We start from the raw sequence: 18,654 nt of genomic DNA, 5'->3' as shown, positions 1-18,654 counted from the left end.
GGCATGTCGGCAGGCGCGTCATCCGCACGCGCCGCTTGGGCCTGCAGGCGACGCTGGATCAGCTTGCCAGACGCACCTGGTTACGGCCGCCGGCCTTGGCCAGATACAGGTGCTTGTCCGCTTCGTTCAGCAGGTAATGCAGCGATTGGTCGCTTTCGCTGGCGATGCATACGCCGATGCTCACCGTCATGCTCAACGTCTCGTCTCCCACGCGCACGCGCAGGGCGCTGATGCGTTCGCGCAGGGTTTCGAAATAGCTGGTGGCATTGGCCGCATCCAGCCCGGGCACCAGCAGGCAGAACTCTTCGCCGCCGAAGCGTGCGACCAGGTCTTGCGGCCGCGCATGCCCGGACACCGAAGCGGCCACCGCACGCAACGCCTGGTCGCCGGCTTCGTGGCCCCAGGTGTCGTTGATGTGCTTGAAATGGTCGATATCCACCATCGCGGCGGTCACCGTCTGGTCCTGCAACAGCAGCTTGGGAATGACGCGCTGGCTTTGTTCCAGAAAGTAGCGCCGGTTGGGCAGGCCGGTGAGGAAGTCGCGGGTGGCCAGATCCTGCAGCGTGCCGATCAGTTCCAACTGGTCCACGTTTTGCGATACGCGGCAGAAGAATTCTTCGCGCGAGAAGGGTTTGCGCAGGAAGTCGTTGGCGCCGTTCTTCAGGAAACGCGGAATCAACGACGAATCGCTATTGCCGGAAATGCCGATCACCGCCACCTTGTCGCGCGAGCGGATCGCGCGCAGCCGGCGGGTGAATTCCACGCCATCCATCCCAGGCATTTCCTGGTCGACGATGGTCAGGCGGATGCCGGGGTCGCGTTCGATCGCGTCCAGCCCGGCGGCACCGTCGGCCGCCAGCACCACGCGGTAGCCGTACATCGACAGCAGCGCGCCGGCATAGGTGCGTGCCGACAGCGAGTCGTCCACCACCAGGGCGGCGATCCGGCGATTGCGCTCCAGGCGCTGCACCAGCCATGCCAGGTATTCGATGCTGCCCGGTGCATTTTTCAGCACGTAATCGATGATCTGCTGCTGCAGCACGCGCTGGCGCAGGTCTTCGTCGTACACGCCGCTGACCACCACGGTGGGCAGTTTGCGCGAGAGAAAGAATTCCACGACCTTGTCGCGGTCGCCGTCCACCAGTACCAGGCCGGTGAGGACCAGGAACCAGCCGTCCTCTTCGTCGAGCACGCGCGCGGCTTCGGCCAGGGTCGAGACGACCGTGACCGGGAGTTCCACGCGTTGCTCGATGGCTTCGCGCAGCATGCTGGTGAACGTGCGCGAGTTCTCCACCAACAGCACGCGCTGCGGCAGGACTGCACTTTCACTATTGCGATGTAGGGTACCTGGGGACATCGGCTGGCCGTCTGGATCGAACCGTCAGGTCAGCTAACGGCCCTGCTCGCCAAAACTTGAGCACCACGTTCCAAAGCGTGGCGCTCACCACAGCGCATCGCGCAGCCGATACCAGCTCATCGCCGCCACCAGCAGCGGGGTCCGTAGCCGCTGCCCGCCGGGGAACGGGCGGTGCGGAATGCGTTCGAACACGTCCAGACGCCGGCTCTGGCCGGCGATGGCCTCGGCAATGACCTGGCCGGCCAGGCCGGTGGCCGCCACGCCATGTCCGGAAAAGCCCTGTGCGAAGTACAGATTGGGCGCCAGCCGGCCCCAGTGCGGCGCACGGTTGCGCGAGATGTCCACGTAGCCGCCCCACAGCGTTTCCAGCGGTACGTCGTGCAGCTGCGGGAATACCGTATGCATGCGCTGGGTCATCAGGCGCTGCAAGCCCGCAGGCGGACGCGAGGAGTAACTGGCGCGCCCGCCGAACAGCAGGCGGTGATCGGCACTGAGCCGATAGTAATCCAGTGCCCAGTTGGTATCGGCCACCGCCATGTCGTTGGCGATCAGGGCGCGTGCACGCGCCTGGCCCAGCGGCGGCGTGGCGCCGACATAGGTGCCGACCGGCATGATGCGCTGCTCCAGCGTCGGGGCGATGCCGCGCAGCAGTGCATTGCCGGCGATCACACCGAACGCGGCAGTCACGTTGCCGTGGGCGGTATGCATCACCACGCGCGCGCCGGGCTGCTGCCTGGTCACGGCCGAGTCCTCGTAGATGCGCACGCCGGCGGCCAGCGCGGCCCGTGCCAGGCCCAGTGCATAGGCCAGCGGCTGCAGATGGCCGCTGGCAGGGTCGAACATGGCACCCAGGTACAGCGGGCTGTCCAGCACCTGGCGGGTGCGTGCGCGGTCCCACCATTGCAGCGGGTAGTCGTAGCGTTCGGCCATGCGCACGATGCCGTGTTGCAGCGCCTGCACCTGACGCGGCTTCAGCGGCACATGCGCGTGGCCGTCGCGCCAGTCGCAGGCGATGGCATGGCGCGCGATGCGCTCGCGCAGCAGGCGCATGCCGTCGCGCGAGAAATCGAACAACAGGCGAGCATCGTCGTTGCCGACCAGCGCTTCCAGCGTTTCCTGCTCGCACCCATAGCCAACGATGGCCTGGCCGCCATTGCGCCCGGACGCGCCCCAGCCCACACGCCGGGCTTCCAGCACGATGACGGCGTAACCGGCCTCGGCCAGCGCCAGCGCGGCGGCGAGGCCGGTATAGCCACCGCCGAGAATGCAGACGTCGGCGTGCTCGGCGCCTTGCAGGCGCGGTTGTTGGGGCAGGGCCGGCGTGCTGCGTGCGTACCAGCTGTCCGGATACCCGTTGCCCGGTGAATCGCTGTGCGGCGGTGGCGCGTGCGGGTAAGCCATCACACGGTGCGCAGGTACCGCGCGTAATCCAGGTCGGGGACCTGCGCCTGGTAGTCGAGCAGCTCGCGTTGCTTCTGCTGGCCGAATACGTGCTGGAACCGCGTGCCGAACTGCTCGGCGATGAAGTCGCTGCCGAGAAACGCATCCACCGCGCCTTGCCAGCTGCGCGGGGTGGACACCGACTGCGCGTACGCATTGCCGGTGACCGCCGCGGTGGGTTCGGCCGGCTGCCGCAGGCCGTCCAGCATCCCGGCCAGCACGGCTGCAGCGGCCAGATACGGGTTGGCATCGGCACCGGCAATGCGGTGTTCGATGCGGGTGTTGTGCGCATCGCTGTGCGGGATGCGCAGCGCCACGGTGCGGTTGTTGAAACCCCAGCTCGCATCCAGCGGCACGAACGCGTTGCTGACGAAGCGGCGATAGCTGTTGGCATGCGGGGCGAACATCAGAAGCGAGGCATCCGCATGCCGCTGCAGCCCGGCGATGGCGTGGCGTAGCGGCTGCGCAGGCGCGTCGGCGGCACTGGCCAGCACGTTGTGCCCGGCGGCATCGAGCAGGCTCACATGCAGATGCAGGCCGCTGCCGGCCTGGCCGGGGAAAGGCTTGGCCATGAAGCTGGCCAGCTTGCCCTGCTGCTGCGCAATGGCTTTGATGGTGCGCTTGAGCAGAATCGCCTCGTCGCAGGCGGCCACCGCATCGGCACGGTGGTGCAGATTGATTTCGAACTGGCCGGGTGCGTACTCGGCCACGGCGGTGTCGGCCGGAATGCCTTGCTGTCTGCAAGCGGCGGTGACCGCATCGGTAAAACCACGCTGGTCGTCCAGATCCTGCAGCGAATACACCTGCGTGCTGTCGCTGCGTTCGCCGGTGATCGGGTCGCGCGGGGTCTGCGGGCGCCCCTGTGCATCGGCGATGGCGTCGAACAGGTAAAACTCCAGCTCCACTGCAATGACCGGGTTCAGGCCGAGTGCGCCAAACCCCTGCAACACGCGCTGCAACACCGCACGCGGGGCGACTTCGAACAGCGCGCCTTCGGGGGTATGCATCGCCAGCAGCAGTTGCGCCATCGGCCTTGGCGCCCAGGGCACCGGGCGTAGCGAGCCTTCGATCGGCCGGCAGATGCGGTCGGCGTCGCCGATCGCGTAGCCAAGCCCGGTCTCTTCCACCGTGTTGCCGGTGATGTCGGTGGCGATCAGCGACATCGGCAGGCACACGCCCTCGCGATACACCTTGCCCAGGGCCTCGGCGGTCACCCGCTTGCCTCGCAGCACGCCGTTGGTATCGGGCAATAACAGATCGACAGACTCGCACCCGGCGATGCGAGAGAGGGTGTGGGCATCGGCAGCGGGCAGGGAGGCGATGGAGTTTTCGGAAGCCATGGGCAACACCTGCGAAGTCGCCGCGCAGCGTAGCAAAGCGCGCGTGAGTAATCGCAAGCGCAGTGGCACGCTTGGCAATGCCGGCAATGGCGCGGTAACGTCGAGCGTATCGACGTTCCACCGAACGTATCAGATTTTCGCGCATGGCAGTCGTTCCGCTGGTCGGCCTGCCGACCGATCGCATCCTGCAAGGGCCTCATCCGTTTCTGGCTGCCGGCGAGAAGTACATCCGCGCGGTGGTCGAGGCAGCCGCTGCGATGCCGGTGCTGTTGCCCAGCCTGCAGCCGGCATTGGATGCAGGCGCGTGGCTGGAGCGGCTGGATGGGCTGTTGTTGACCGGAGCGGTCAGCAATGTGGAGCCGCATCACTACAGCGACGAGCCCAGCTGGGAAGGAAACCCGCACGACCCGGCGCGCGATGCCACCAGCCTCGCGCTCATCCCGCAGGCGCTCGCGCGTGGCCTGCCGGTGCTGGCGATCTGCCGCGGGCTGCAGGAGGTCAATGTGGCACTGGGCGGGCGCCTGCATCAGCGCGTGCACGACGTGCCCGGCCTGGCCGACCACCGGGAAGACCGCGGCACACCGATAGACATGCAATATGGCCCGGCGCATGTGGTGCACCTGCATCCCGGCGGCTGGCTGGCGGGCATGAGCGATAGCGCCCAGGTCTGGGTCAATTCCCTGCACGGGCAGGGCATTGCCACGCTGGCTGAGGGCTTGCTGATCGAAGCCACCGCGCCGGACGGGCTGATCGAAGCGTTCCGCGGCTCCGGCCCGGGGTTTCTGCTGGCAGTGCAATGGCATCCGGAATGGCGTGTCACACAGCATCCGTTCTACCGTGCCATCTTTCAGGCCTTCGGCGAGGCCTGTCGCCAATACGCCGCGCGACGCGGCAAGTGAGGTTGCATGTCCATCCGCACGCGTTCGCGCAAGACCCCGTCCAAGCAGCCGGAGAGCGCGCTGCGCCGCTGGCTGAAGGAGCGCAGCATCACCGAGGTGGAATGCCTGGTGCCGGACATTACCGGCAACGCGCGCGGCAAGATCATTCCCGCCGACAAGTTCTCGCATGACTACGGGACGCGCCTGCCGGAAGGCATCTTCGCCACCACCGTGACCGGCGATTTCCCCGACGATTATTACGCGCTCACCTCACCGTCGGATTCGGACATGCATCTGCGCCCGGATGCCAGCACCGTGCGCATGGTGCCGTGGGCGGCCGACCCCACCGCGCAGGTCATCCACGACTGCTATACCAAGGATGGCCAGCCGCACGAACTTGCCCCGCGCAACGTGCTGCGCCGCGTGCTGGACGCCTATGCCCAGGCCAAGCTGCAACCGGTGGTGGCACCGGAGCTGGAGTTCTTCCTGGTGCAGAAAAATACCGACCCCGACTTCCCGTTGCTGCCGCCGGCAGGGCGCTCCGGGCGGCCGGAAACGGCGCGGCAGTCGTACTCGATCGACGCGGTCAACGAGTTCGACCCCATCCTGGACCTGATGTACGACTACTGCGATGCGATGGAGCTGGACGTGGACACGCTGATCCACGAATCCGGCGCCGCGCAGTTGGAAGTCAACTTCACCCATGCCGACCCGATGTCGCGCGCGGACCAGGTGTTCCTGTTCAAGCGCACCATGCGCGAAGCCGCGCTGCGGCACGGTGTGTATGCCACGTTCCTGGCCAAACCAATGGAAACCGAGCCAGGCAGTGCGATGCATATCCACCAGAGCCTGTTGCATGCCGGCACCGGCAAGAACGTGTTCAGCGGCAAGCGCGAGGGCGGTTTCAGCGATACCTTCGCGCATTATCTGGGCGGCTTGCAGAAATACATTCCGATGGCGATGGGCCTGCTGGCGCCCAACGTCAATTCATACCGGCGGTTGATGTTCGGCGAGGTGTCGCCGAGCAATGTGCTGTGGGGCTTCGACAACCGCACCTGCGGGCTGCGCGTGCCCATCGATGCGCCGCAGAACATGCGGGTGGAAAGCCGCTTTGCCGGCTCCGACGCCAACCCGTATCTGGCTATGGCAGCGACCTTGGCCTGCGGGTTATTGGGGATCGGCGAAAAGCTCGAACCGACCGCGCCGATCAGCAGCAATGGCAAGGAGCAGGGCTACGATTTGCCGCGCTCGCTGGGCGAAGCGCTGGATGAACTGGAAGGCTGCGAGGCGTTGCAGGAGATGTTGGGGCGGCGGTTCGTGCGTGCATACATCTCGGTGAAGCGGAAAGAGTACGAGACGTTTTTCCGGGTCATCAGTTCGTGGGAACGGGAGTTCTTGTTGTTGAATGTGTGAGGCGTTCTTGCATCTCACGCGCGTGCTGTGTTCCTTCTCCTCCCGGGAGAAAATGCCCGAAGGATGGATGAGGGCGACCTCGGCGGCAACGGAAGTTCTCGCGGCCAAGCTGCCTGCCCGGTGTGCAAGCGATTAGCCGGGCGTTCTGCAAAACCGTCCACGGTCCGGCAACAGGGCCTGGGTATGCTTGTAACCCCTCACGCGCGGAGCAGGTCGTGGATCCTTCGGTGCTCAAGGCGTTGCAGCGGCTCGACGCCGCCCATCATCTGCATCCGTTCAACGACAATGCGGCATTGGCGCACAAGGGCACGCGCATCCTGACGCGCGGTGAGGGCGTGTACGTGTGGGATGCCGACGGCAACCAGTTGCTGGATGCGTTCGGCGGACTGTGGTGCGTCAATGTCGGCTACGGGCGCAAGGAACTGCGCAGGCAGCGGCGCGGCAGATGGAGCAGCTGGCCTACTACAACAGCTTCTTCCAGTGCACCACCGAACCCACCATCCAGCTGGCGGCCAAGCTGGCGGCGTTGGCGCCGGGCGATTTGAATCATGCGTTCTTCGCCAACTCCGGGTCCGAGGCCAACGACACCATCCTGCGCCTGGTGCGGCATTTCTGGGCCGTGCAGGGGCAGCCGCAAAAACGCATCTTCATCGGCCGCCACGATGGCTATCACGGCACCACCATGGCCGGCGCCAGCCTGGGCGGCATGAAGGGGATGCACCAGCAGGGCGGGTTGCCGATTGCCGATATCCAGCACATCGCACCGCCGTATCACTTCGGCGATGGCGGGCAGATGGATCCGGAGGACTACGGGTTGCTGGCGGCACGTCGTCTGGAGGACAAGATTCTGGAACTCGGCCCCGAACATGTGGCTGCGTTCATCGGTGAGCCGATCATGGGCGCGATCGGCGTCTATATCCCACCGCGCAGTTACTGGCCGGAAATTGAGCGGATTTGTCGGCGCTACGACGTCCTGCTGGTCGCCGATGAAGTGATCTGCGGTTTCGGCCGCACCGGCGAGTGGTTCGGTGCGGAGTACTTCGGCTTCCAGCCCGACGTGATGACGCTGGCCAAAGGCATCACTTCCGGCTACATCCCGCTGGCGGCAGCCATGTTCAACGACCGCGTAGCCGGCGTGCTCAAGACCCAAGGCGGCGAGCTGGCGCACGGTGGTACCTATGCCGGGCATCCGGTGTGCGCGGCGGTGGCGCTGGAAAACCTGCGCCTGCTGCAGGACGAGGGCATTGTCGAGACCGCGCGCACGCAGGTTGCGCCGTACCTGGCGCAGCGCTGGGCCGCGCTGGGCGAGCACCGGCTGGTGGGCGAGGCACGCATCGCCGGGCTGGTCGGGGCGCTGGAGCTGGTGCCGGACAAGCAGCGCCGTGGTGTGTATTTCCCCGGGCGCGGGCGGGTAGGGGCGATGTGCCGCGATTTCGCGCTGCGCCGCGGGCTGATCCTGCGCGCGACCTACGATGCCATGCTGCTGTCGCCGCCGTTGATCATTACCCGGGAGCAGGTCGACGAACTGTTCGACAAGGCCTGGGCCGCGCTGGACGACACCGCGCAGGCCTTGGGTCGATAGCTCCTGCACAAGCCGTCCCACCGCACGGCAGCGGGCAGTGACGAGGTCGGTGAGCACGCATGCGCGCAGCGGTGCCTTCGCGGCGGCTGCCGCGCTGGTCAGCCGGCAAGGTCGGTCCGCGCCGGTCCCGCTGCGCTGGGCAAACCCGGGCGTGGTGAGTAGGCTGGGAAGAGACCGGATTCGATACCGGCCGCCCCATCGCGCTGCCTGGAGACCCACATGACGCTGCGACTGCTCGCCCTGACGCTGTCCATCACCCTGTTGTCCGGCTGTGGCGGCGCTGGCGCGCCCGGCAAGACCGACGCGCAGGCCAAGGTGCTCAACGTCTACAACTATTCCGATTACATCGCCGAGGACACCATTCCCGGGTTCGAAAAGAGCACCGGCATCAAGGTCACCTACGACGTCTTCGACAGCGACGAAATGGTGGAAACCAAGTTGCTGGCCGGCGGCAGCGATTACGATGTGGTGGTGCCCACGCTGAACTTTTTTGGCCGTCAGATCCAGGCCGGCGTCTTCCTGCCGCTGGACAAGAGCAAGATCCCCAATCTGGTCAATCTGGATCCGGACGTGATGCGCCGCATCGCCGCGCAGGACCCGAACAATGCCTATGGCGTGCCGTACATGATCGGCACCACCGGCATCGGCTACAACGTCGACAAGCTCAAGGCGATCTTCGGCAACACCGATGTCGCCAACAGCTGGGATCTGGTGTTCAAGCCGGAGAATCTGTCCAAACTCAAGGACTGCGGCGTGACCATCCTGGACACGCCTTCGGACATGATTCCGATCGCGCTCAATTATCTCGGGCTCGATCCGCACAGCACGGCGCCGGCCGAGATCGAAAAGGCCGCCGCGCTGATCAAGGCCATTCGCCCGTACGTGCAGAACTTCCACTCCAGCCAGTACGTGACCTCGCTGGCCAACGGCAATACCTGCCTGGCGGTGGGCTGGTCCGGCGACATCATCCAGGCGCGCGACCGTGCCGTGGAAGCCGGCAACAACATCAAGGTGGCTTACGCCATTCCGAAGGAAGGCGCGCCGCAGTGGTTTGACATGCTGGCCATTCCCAAGGATGCCAAGCACCCTGACAACGCCTACGCCTTCATCAATTATCTGTTGAAGCCGGACGTGGCCGCGGCCAACACCAACTTCATCCATTACGCCAACCCGGTGCGCACGGCCACGCCGTTGGTGGATGCGGTGATCCGCAACGACCCCACCATCTACCCGCCGCCGGAAGTGACGGCCAAGATGTTTACCTACGCGATCAATCCGCCGGACGTGGACCGGCTGTACACGCGGCTGTGGACCGAGATCAAGACCGGGCATTGACCGGCTGCGTCGGCGGCGGGTGCTGCGCCCGAGCGCAGTGCTGCCCCGTGCGACGGCCCATCCCAGGGGCCAAGCGCACTGCGTAGGAATGGCACCATCGCGACTTGGTGGGCCGGTTGTTGGCCGGTCGGGTCATCACGCAATCTGTACCGGGCAGTTCAAATAATTGTATGGTTGCGCCGCCATTGCCGACGCCGCCGAGACGGCCGCTGCGTGGCGCGCCTCGCCCATCACACAGGACGCATCCTTTTGAGCAACCACGACCATCAGTCCAATGACGGCCAGTCCTCGGCCACGGATGCGCAGGGCGCCGGCGCGCGCGACGAGCAGCAGGCGCCCAAGCCCTCGCCGTTGAAGAACCCCAAGGTGAAGTGGACGCTGATCCTGGTCGGGGTGCTGGTGCTGATCCTGCTCGTGGTGTGGCTGGCCTATTACCTGATCAAGGGCCGCTACATGCAGGACACCAACAACGCCTATCTGCAGGCCGATTCGGTGGCGGTGGCACCGCGCGTCAGCGGCTACGTGACCAAGGTGCTGGTGAGCGACAACCAGATCGTGGAAGCCGGCCAGCCGTTGCTGCAGATCGACGATCGCACCTACCAGGCCACCCTGCAGCAAGCCGAAGCCGCCATTGCCGCACGCCAGGCCGATATCGTCGCCGCCACCGCCAATGTCTCCGCGCAGGAATCGGCGCTGCTGCAGGCGCGCACCCAGGTCACCGCCGCTGCTGCCAGCCTCAAGTTCGCCCAGGCCGAAGTGAAGCGCTTCGCGCCGTTGGCCGCCTCCGGCGCAGACACCCACGAACATCAGGAAAGCCTGCAGCACGATCTGGCACGCGCACGTGCGCAGTACGACGCCGCGCAGGCGCAGGCCAAGGCCGGCGAGAGCCAGATCCAGGCCAGCCGCGCGCAACTGGAACAGGCACAGGCCGGCGTGAAACAGGCCACCGCCGATGCCGACCAGGCGCGGGTGGCGGTGGAAGACACCCGTCTGACCAGCCGTATCCATGGCCGGGTTGGCGACAAGACCGTGCAGGTGGGCCAGTTCCTCGGCGCCGGCACCCGCACCATGACCATCGTGCCGCAGGAATCGCTGTATCTGGTTGCCAATTTCAAGGAAACCCAGGTCGGCCTGATGCGTCCCGGCCAGCCGGCCGAGATCGAGGTCGATGCGCTGTCCGGAGTGAAGTTGCACGGCAAGGTCGAGAGCCTGTCGCCGGGCACCGGCTCGCAGTTCGCGTTGCTACCGCCGGAAAACGCCACCGGAAATTTCACCAAGGTGGTACAGCGTGTGCCGGTGCGCATCCGTGTGCTGGCCGGTGAAGAGGCGCGCAAGGTGCTGGTGCCGGGCATGTCGGTGGAGGTCACCGTGGACACGCGCTCGGCCAAGGACGCCAAGCAGCGTGCCGAAGAAGAATCCGACCGCGTGCAGGAGCAGGAGCGCGCGCGATGAGTGCAGCGGCCGCCACCGGCCCGCGTGCCGGCGGCAGCGCCCAGCGCGAGAAGGCCGAGCCGGGCGCCTGGCTGGCGGTGCTGGCCGGCACCATCGGCTCGTTCATGGCGACGCTGGATATTTCCATCGTCAATGCCGCGCTGCCCACCATCCAGGGCGAGGTCGGCGCCAGCGGTACAGAAGGCACCTGGATTTCCACCGCCTACCTGGTGGCCGAGATCATCATGATCCCGCTGACCGGCTGGTTCGTGCGCACGCTGGGCCTGCGCAATTTCCTGCTGATCTGTGCGGTGATGTTCACCGCGTTCTCGGTGGTGTGCGGGCTGTCGACGTCGCTTTCGATGATGATCATCGGCCGCGTCGGGCAGGGCCTGGCCGGCGGCGCCCTGATTCCGACCGCGCTGACCATCGTCGCCACGCGGTTGCCGCCCAGCCAGCAGACCATGGGCACCGCCTTGTTCGGCATGACCGTGATCATGGGCCCGGTGATCGGCCCGCTGCTCGGCGGCTGGCTGACCGAAAACGTCAGCTGGCACTACGCGTTCTTCATCAACGTGCCGATCTGCGTTGGCCTGGTTGCGCTGCTGCTGCTCGGCCTCAAGCACGAAAAGGGTGACTGGGCAGGCCTGCTCGACGCCGATTGGCTGGGCATCTACGGGTTGACCGCGGGTCTGGGCGGGCTGACCGTGGTGCTGGAAGAAGGCCAGCGCGAGCGCTGGTTCGAATCCAGCGAGATCAATACCCTGAGCCTGCTTGCGTTGAGCGGCTTCATCGCCCTGGTGATCAGCCAGTTCCGGCGGCGCCCTCCGGTGATCCGGCTGTCGCTGTTGCTGCAGCGCAGCTTCGGCGCGGTGTTCATCATGGTCATGGCGGTGGGCATGATCCTGTTCGGCGTCATGTACATGATTCCGCAGTTCCTGGCGGTGATCTCCGGCTACAACACCGAGCAGGCCGGGTACGTGCTGCTGCTGTCCGGCCTGCCGACCGTGCTGCTGATGCCGATGATGCCCAAGCTGCTGGAAACGGTGGATGTGCGCATCCTGGTCATTGCCGGGCTGATCTGCTTTGCCGCTGCCTGCTTCGTCAATCTGTCGCTGACTGCCGACACCGTGGGCACCCATTTTGTCGCCGGGCAGCTGCTGCAGGGCTGCGGCCTGGCGTTGGCGATGATGTCGCTCAACCAGGCGGCGATCTCCTCGGTGCCGCCGGAACTGGCGGGCGATGCCTCGGGCCTGTTCAATGCCGGCCGCAACCTGGGCGGCTCGGTCGGGCTGGCGCTGATCTCCACCTTTCAGGAGCGCCGCATGACCTTCCACACCGAAACCATCGGCAGCTCGATCACCGCCAATGCCAGCCGTGCACAGGAGGCGCTGGCCGGCCTGACCGCACAGATGCAGGGCAGCGCCGGCGGCGAGGCGGCAGCCCGCTCGATCGCCCAGTTCGCCCGCGTCGTGCAGCAGCAGGCCCTGGTGATGACCTATAGCGACCTGTTCTGGATCTTTGGCGTGATCGTGGTCTGCACGATTCCGCTGGCCTTTTTGCTCAAGCCGTTACCCAAGGGGGCGCACCTTGCAATGCACTGATTCCATGCGCCTGATCCGCATGCCGCTGGCTGCTGCGTTGGGCATGCTGCTGCTTGGCGGCTGCATGCTCGGCCCCAACTACACCAAGCCACCAGCGGTTGCCGACGCGGCGATGCAGGCACCCGCCCTGCATCGTGCCAGCGGCGCGGACGTGGTCGCCGCCGCACCGTTGAACCATTGGTGGGAGGAATTGCACGACCCGCTCCTGACCCAGTTGGTCACCCAGGCATTGGCCGACAGCCCCAACCTGCGCGCGGCACAGGCGCGGCTGCGTGCCAACCGCGCGCTGGCCCAGCAACGCCGCGCCGAGCGCCTGCCCAAGCTCAACGCCAGCGCGGTGTATGCCTACGCCGAACCGCCGCAGACCATTGTCGATACGCTCGGCGGGCTGCAACAGGGTCAACCCGGCCAGCCGCCGGCGGCCGGCAACCAGGCGCTGAACCTGGAAGAGACGCAGATCTACAGCGCCGGCTTCGATGCGAGCTGGGAGCTAGATTTCTTCGGCCGCCGCCGTCGCGCCGCCGAAGGCGCGCTGGCGCAGGCACAGGCCTCCGAAGCCGAGCTGGCCGATGCGCAGGTGCAGCTGGCCGCCGAAGTCGGGCAGGTCTATCTCAATTACCGCGGCTTGCAGGCGCGCCTGGCCATTGCCGATGCCAACCTGGACAAGATCCGCCAGTCGCTACGGCTGGTGCAGCAACGTCGCGGGCAGGGCGCCGCCTCGGACCTGCAGGTCGAGCAGATCGCCACCCAAGTGCAGCAGCAGGAGGCGCAACGCTTGCCGCTGGAAATGCAGGCGCAGGAAGCGCAGGACCAGCTGGCCCTGATGGTCGGGCGCGAGCCCGGTGCGCTGGATGCCCAGCTCAGCACGCCGCAGCCCTTGCCGATGCTGCCGACACAGGTGCGCGTGGACGATGCCGGCGCGTTGATCCGCCGGCGCCCGGACGTGCGCAAGGCCGAGCGCGAGCTGGCCGCCTCCAGCGCGCAGATCGGCGAGGCGTTGAACGGCTACTTCCCGCAGGTGAGTCTGCTGGGCGGGCTGAGCTGGGTCGCCGGCTCGCCAAGCGATTTCAATTCCGACGCGCTGACCACATTGGCCGTGCCGATGCTGCGCTGGTCGATCTTCGATTTCGGCAAGACCCGCGCGCAGGTGGAGCAGGCGCGTGCCGGCAATGCGGGGCGTACGGCAGCGTACGAAGGGACCGTGCTGGCTGCCTTGCAGGATGCCAATTCGGCGTTGGCGCGCTTCGGTTCGGCACGCAAGCAGCTGGTGGTCGCACGCCAGGCCGAAGCCTCGGCCACGCGCTCGGCCGGGCTGATGCAGCAGCGTCGCGATGCCGGTGCCACCTCATCGATCGATCTGCTGGATGTGCAGCGCCAGCAGTTGTCGGCGCAGGACGCTGCCGCACAGGCGCAGGTGCAGTTGCTGGTGAATTACGTGGCCCTGCAGAAGAGTCTGGGGCTGGGCTGGAGCGCACCGGCGCAGGACGCGCGCTGAGAGCAGCCAGGGCAATCTGTGACGCGGCAGCCCATGCGCGGCCGCGTCCGGGTTTTGCCATCATGGTCGGCATTGGCCGTTGTGGCGCATGCAATGCGCAATCGAGAGGTTCAATGGCATCCCCCGAGGCCACCCCGCAGCCCCACCTCACCGCTGGCGACGGCGGCTACCTGAGCATCGACGCGGTCCGCAAGGAGTTCGACGGCTTCGTTGCGGTCGACGAGGTCAGCCTGCAGATTCGCAAGGGCGAGATCTTCGCGTTGCTCGGTGGTTCCGGTAGCGGCAAATCCACGCTGCTGCGCTGCCTTGCCGGGTTCGAGCGGCCGACCAAGGGGCGCATTGTCCTGGATGGTCAACCGATCGACGCACTGCCGCCGTACGAGCGCCCGATCAACATGATGTTCCAGTCGTACGCGCTGTTTCCGCATATGAGTGTGGAGCAGAACATCGCCTTCGGGTTGAAGCAGGAAGGCTTGCCCAAGGCTGCGATCGCCAGCCGCGTCGGCGAGATGCTCGAACTGGTGCAGCTTGGCGCGCTGGCCAAGCGCAAGCCGCACCAGCTCTCCGGCGGGCAGCAGCAACGCGTGGCCCTGGCGCGCTCGCTGGCCAAGCGCCCCAAGCTGCTGTTGCTGGACGAACCGATGGGTGCGCTGGATAAAAAACTGCGCTCGCAGATGCAGCTGGAACTGGTCAACATCATCGAAACCTCCGGCGTGACCTGCGTCATGGTCACCCACGATCAGGAAGAGGCCATGACCATGGCCACCCGGATCGCGCTGATGGACCAGGGCTGGATCCAGCAGGTGGGCACGCCCGATGAAATCTACGAGCAGCCGGCCAACCGGTTTGCGGCCGAGTTCATCGGCTCGGTCAATCTGATCGATGCGCTCATCGCCGACGACGCGCCCGAGTACGTCACCTTGAAAACGCCTGCGTTCGATGCCTGCATCCGCATCGGCCACGGCATCACCGGCTTCGAAGGGCAGGCAGTGGCGTTCGCGCTGCGCCCGGAAAAGCTCGCCATCGGCAAGGACGAGCCGGCCCAGGCCTGCAACAAGGCCCAGGGCGTGATCGAAGACATCGCCTATTTCGGCAGCCACTCGGTCTACCACGTGCGCCTGCCCAGCGGGGTCAAGCTGATGGCCAATTTCGCCAATCGCCAGCGCTGGGCCAGCGAAGCGCTGACCTGGGGCGACACCGTGTGGGTCGGGTGGGGCGAAGACGACGGCGTGGTGCTCACCGCATGAGAGCGGCCAGCAAAACTACTGCGCAGCCGCCAGGGGGGCGCGGCCGGTGCTCGGAATCCTCATGTACCACTCGTACACTGCGGTTCCTGCGCGCCGTCCGCGCCCCCCTGGCGGCTGCTCGCTACGTTCTGCTAGCCACTCTTAGCCGTGGCTTGCCGGGCGCGCGCTGGGGCGTGATCGCCGCACCGTATCTATGGCTGCTGGTGTTCTTCGCGATTCCGTTTTTGATCGTGCTGAAGATTTCCTTCGCCGAGCGCGCCACCGCGATGCCGCCGTATACGCCGCTATTGGCGGTTGCTGCCGACGGTGCGGTGAGCCTCAAACTGCATCTGGGCAACTATCTGGCCTTGCTGCGCGACAGCCAGTACGTGGCTGCCTACCTGAGTTCGATCAAGATCGCGGCCATTTCCACGGCGCTTGCGTTGTTGATCGGTTATCCGATGGCGTATGTGATCGCGCGCCTGCCGTTGGCCACACGCAACGTGGCGATGATGCTGGTGGTGCTGCCGTCGTGGACCTCGTTTTTGATCCGCGTGTACGCGTGGATCGGCATTCTCGATGGCAATGGCGTGCTCAATCAGGTGCTGTTGGCGCTGGGTGTGATCAAGCAGCCGTTGCAGTTGTTGTACACGCCGATCGCCGCCTATATCGGCATCGTGTACTGCTATCTGCCGTTCATGGTGTTGCCGCTGTACGCCAACCTGGTCAAGCACGATCAGCGCCTGCTCGAAGCGGCCTACGACCTGGGGGCGCGGCCATGGCAGGCGTTCGCGCGCATCACCTTGCCCCTATCGCGCAACGGCATCGTGGCCGGCTGCATGCTGGTGATGATTCCGGCGGTGGGCGAGTTCGTCATCCCGGAAATGCTCGGCGGGCCGAACACCCTGATGATCGGGCGCGTGCTGTGGGGCGAGTTCTTCAATAACCGCGACTGGCCTGTGGCAGCGGCCGTGGCCACGGTGATGCTGTTGCTGCTGTTGCTGCCGATCGTGATCTTCCACCGCTACCAGCAGCGTGAGCTGGAAGGGCGGCTGACATGATGCGCGCTTCGCGCGGTGGGCGCCTGCTCGGCGGCAGCGTGCTCGCGCTGGGTTTCGGCTTCCTGTACCTGCCGATCCTGTTGTTGATGGTGTATTCGTTTAACGCCTCGCGCCTGGCAACGGTGTGGGGCGGGTTTTCGACCAAGTGGTACGGCGAATTGGTGCGCGACCGGCAATTGCTCGACGCAGCCTGGGTCAGCCTGGAGGTGGCGTTCTGGACGGCCTGCGCATCGACGGTGCTGGGCACGATGGCCGCCATGGCGATGGTGCGCCTGCGGCGGTTTCCCGGCAAAACCCTGTTCGGCGCATTGATCACCGCGCCGTTGGTGATGCCCGAAGTCATCATCGGTCTGTCGATCCTGCTGTTGCTGGTGTCGATGGGGGGCGTGCTCGGCATCGCGCCGCGCGGCGCAGTGGCGATCTGGGTGGCGCATGTCACCTTCACCGTCTCGTTCGTGACCGTGGTGATTTCTTCGCGGCTGCAGGAACTGGACCGCTCGCTGGAAGAAGCCGCGATGGATCTCGGTGCCACGCCGCTGCACGTGTTTTTCCAGATCACCTTGCCGATCATCGCGCCGGCCCTGGCGTCGGGCTGGCTGCTGGCCTTTACGCTGTCGCTGGACGATGTGGTGATCGCCAGTTTCCTGGCCGGGCCCAGTTCCACCACCTTGCCGATCAAGGTGTTTTCGTCGGTGCGGCTAGGCATCAGCCCCAAGATCAATGCGCTGGCCACGGTGATGGTGCTGGCGGTGTCGATTGCCGCGGTGATTGGCTGGTGGCTGCTGGCGCGCAGCGAAAAGCGCCGCATGCGCGATGCGCAGCTGGCGTTGCAACGCGAAGGTTGAGCGCTTCCGCAGGGGCGCGCGAGGTGCAGAGGCGTGCGAGGGCAAGTAAGCCTTCGGCAGCACTGCTTCGAAAACCGATGCGGCTGCATGCATCCAGTGTGGTGGCGGCCGTGGTGCTTGCGAACACAGTGTTGCAGCAGTTTCAGGCGATTGTGACGCGCCCCGAACTTGCCGGCGTCTAGCATGACCGCCTCGCAACAGGAGACCGTCATGTCCTACGACACCGTCAACCCCGCCAACGGCCAGGTCGAGCACACCCAGCAGACCCTGGACGCCGCTGCCATCGAAGCGCGTCTGGCCGCTTCCGCCAAGGCATTTCCGGCCTGGGCCGCGTTGCCGCTGGCCGAGCGTGGCGCCTTGCTGCGCCGCATTGGCGAGGAGCTGACCAAGCGCCGCGAGGACCTGCAACGCATCATGACCGCCGAGATGGGCAAGCTGCGCGCCGAGGCCCTGGCCGAAGTCGACAAGTGCGCGCAGGCCTGCGCGTACTACGCCGAGCACGCCGCCGACTATCTGGCGCCGCGCGACATTCCCACCGAAGCGCAATCCAGCTATGTGCGCTACGAACCGCTGGGCTGCGTGTTCGCAGTGATGCCGTGGAATTTCCCGCTGTGGCAGGCGTTCCGGTTCCTGGCACCAAGCCTGATGGCCGGCAACGTGTCGCTGCTCAAGCACGCCAGCAACGTGCCGCGCTGCGCTGACGCCATGAAAGAGGTGCTGGACGCCGCCGGCATTCCGCCGGGCGTGTTCGATGTCCTGCATATCGATAACGACCAGGCTGCCGATGTACTGCGCGATGCCCGCATTGCTGCGGTAACGCTGACCGGCAGCGAACGCGCCGGTCGCTCGCTGGCCGCCAATGCGGGCGACCAGCTCAAGAAGTGCGTGATGGAGCTCGGCGGCAGCGATGCCTTCGTGGTGCTGGAAGACGCCGATCTGGAGCACACCGTGCCATCGGCCGTGCAGTCACGTTTCGACAATAGTGGGCAGACCTGCATCGCCGCCAAGCGATTCATCGTGGTGGATGCGATCGCCGACCGGTTCATCGAGCGCTTCGTGGCAGCGGCAGCCAAGCGCATGGTGGGCGACCCGCAGCAGGACAGCACCACGCTGGCGCCAATGGCCCGTGCCGACTTGCGCGAGGAATTGCACAAGCAGGTGCAGGCCAGCGTGGCGAAGGGCGCCAAGGTCTTGCTGGGCGGCGAACCGGTCGCCGGCTCGCATGCCGGTTATCCGGCCACCATCCTCGACAACGTCGCCCCCGGCATGCCGGCATACGACGAAGAATTCTTCGGCCCGGTCGCTTCGATCATCCGGGTGGCCGACGAGGCCGAAGCGGTGCGCGTGGCCAATGACACCAGCTTCGGGCTGGGGGGCAGCGTGTGGACGGCCGACCCCAAGCGCGGCGAGCGCGTGGCGCAGCAGCTGCAGTGCGGCGCGGCGTTCGTCAACTCAGTGGTCAAGAGCGATGTGCGCTTGCCCTTCGGCGGCATCAAGCGCTCCGGCTTCGGCCGCGAACTGGCCGAGCACGGCATCCATGAGTTCATGAACGTCAAGACGATCTATGTGGCTTGATGGCGGGGAATCGGGAATCGGGAATCGGGAATCGGGAATCGGGAATCGGGATTTGGGATTGGAGATTCGCAA

The 18,654-nt window shown here is 66.0% G+C and carries 13 protein-coding genes, 1 other RNA gene and 1 pseudogene; 12 read left to right on the top strand and 3 right to left on the bottom strand.

The annotated features are described in order from the left end of the window. Positions 1 to 58 precede the first annotated feature (58 nt). The 3 genes from ACCQ16_RS12310 to ACCQ16_RS12300 form a co-directional block, all read right to left on the bottom strand. Positions 59 to 1,357 carry a diguanylate cyclase gene (locus ACCQ16_RS12310; RefSeq protein WP_011347797.1) on the bottom strand — a complete coding sequence of 433 codons (1,299 nt, stop codon included), beginning with the start codon at positions 1,355 to 1,357 and terminating at the stop codon, positions 59 to 61. An 84-nt stretch (positions 1,358 to 1,441) separates the two neighbouring features. Beyond that, a complete protein-coding gene (locus ACCQ16_RS12305) occupies positions 1,442 to 2,761 on the bottom strand; it encodes an NAD(P)/FAD-dependent oxidoreductase (protein ID WP_218196152.1) in 1,320 nt (439 codons plus the stop codon). Next, complete coding sequence (locus ACCQ16_RS12300) at positions 2,758 to 4,137, bottom strand: glutamine synthetase family protein (protein ID WP_218196151.1); 1,380 nt, start codon at positions 4,135 to 4,137, stop codon at positions 2,758 to 2,760. Before ACCQ16_RS12300 ends, ACCQ16_RS12305 begins: the two co-directional genes overlap by 4 nt. Positions 4,138 to 4,280: 143 nt before the next feature. On the opposite strand from ACCQ16_RS12300, the gene ACCQ16_RS12295 reads away from it, so the two are divergent. The 12 genes and pseudogenes from ACCQ16_RS12295 (at position 4,281) to ACCQ16_RS12240 (ending at position 18,582) form a co-directional block, all read left to right on the top strand. Beyond that, on the top strand, positions 4,281 to 5,036 hold the full coding sequence (locus tag ACCQ16_RS12295) for a gamma-glutamyl-gamma-aminobutyrate hydrolase family protein (protein ID WP_014090405.1): 756 nt from the start codon (positions 4,281 to 4,283) through the stop codon (positions 5,034 to 5,036). A 6-nt stretch (positions 5,037 to 5,042) separates the two neighbouring features. Beyond that, positions 5,043 to 6,428, top strand: a complete 1,386-nt coding sequence (locus ACCQ16_RS12290) for a glutamine synthetase family protein (protein ID WP_008571340.1) — start codon at positions 5,043 to 5,045, stop codon at positions 6,426 to 6,428. 215 nt (positions 6,429 to 6,643) lie between these two features. Then, positions 6,644 to 8,010, top strand: a pseudogene (locus ACCQ16_RS12285) (aspartate aminotransferase family protein). Between the two features lie 219 nt (positions 8,011 to 8,229). After that, positions 8,230 to 9,345, top strand: a complete 1,116-nt coding sequence (locus ACCQ16_RS12280) for a polyamine ABC transporter substrate-binding protein (protein WP_008571338.1) — start codon at positions 8,230 to 8,232, stop codon at positions 9,343 to 9,345. A 249-nt stretch (positions 9,346 to 9,594) separates the two neighbouring features. Continuing rightward, positions 9,595 to 10,797, top strand: a complete 1,203-nt coding sequence (locus ACCQ16_RS12275) for an HlyD family secretion protein (RefSeq protein ID WP_008571337.1) — start codon at positions 9,595 to 9,597, stop codon at positions 10,795 to 10,797. Further along, positions 10,794 to 12,380 (top strand): MDR family MFS transporter, encoded by a 1,587-nt coding sequence (locus ACCQ16_RS12270; protein ID WP_011347790.1) that lies wholly within the window; start codon positions 10,794 to 10,796, stop codon positions 12,378 to 12,380. The genes ACCQ16_RS12275 and ACCQ16_RS12270 overlap by 4 nt, the downstream gene beginning before the upstream one ends. A 4-nt stretch (positions 12,381 to 12,384) precedes the next feature. Then, positions 12,385 to 13,875 carry an efflux transporter outer membrane subunit gene (locus tag ACCQ16_RS12265; protein ID WP_162998437.1) on the top strand — a complete coding sequence of 497 codons (1,491 nt, stop codon included), beginning with the start codon at positions 12,385 to 12,387 and terminating at the stop codon, positions 13,873 to 13,875. Positions 13,876 to 13,988: 113 nt separating this feature from the next. Then, positions 13,989 to 15,122 (top strand): ABC transporter ATP-binding protein, encoded by a 1,134-nt coding sequence (locus tag ACCQ16_RS12260; protein WP_017112535.1) that lies wholly within the window; start codon positions 13,989 to 13,991, stop codon positions 15,120 to 15,122. Between the two features lie 61 nt (positions 15,123 to 15,183). Beyond that, positions 15,184 to 15,259: non-coding RNA, sX9 sRNA (locus tag ACCQ16_RS12255), on the top strand. Further along, positions 15,251 to 16,162: an ABC transporter permease subunit gene (locus tag ACCQ16_RS12250; protein WP_029819636.1), complete on the top strand. Its 912-nt coding sequence runs from the start codon at positions 15,251 to 15,253 to the stop codon at positions 16,160 to 16,162. Before ACCQ16_RS12255 ends, ACCQ16_RS12250 begins: the two co-directional genes overlap by 9 nt. Then, positions 16,159 to 17,007: an ABC transporter permease subunit gene (locus ACCQ16_RS12245; protein ID WP_008571331.1), complete on the top strand. Its 849-nt coding sequence runs from the start codon at positions 16,159 to 16,161 to the stop codon at positions 17,005 to 17,007. Before ACCQ16_RS12250 ends, ACCQ16_RS12245 begins: the two co-directional genes overlap by 4 nt. Positions 17,008 to 17,190: 183 nt before the next feature. Next, a complete protein-coding gene (locus ACCQ16_RS12240; RefSeq protein WP_277572700.1) occupies positions 17,191 to 18,582 on the top strand; it encodes an NAD-dependent succinate-semialdehyde dehydrogenase in 1,392 nt (463 codons plus the stop codon). The last annotated feature ends 72 nt before the right edge of the window (positions 18,583 to 18,654 follow it).

The sequence above is a fragment of the Xanthomonas sp. NCPPB 1062 genome (genome assembly GCF_041481705.2).
In the GTDB taxonomy this organism is placed as follows: domain Bacteria; phylum Pseudomonadota; class Gammaproteobacteria; order Xanthomonadales; family Xanthomonadaceae; genus Xanthomonas; species Xanthomonas euvesicatoria.
Note: the sequence above shows the minus strand (reverse complement) of the source record. Positions and strands in the feature narration are given on the sequence as shown.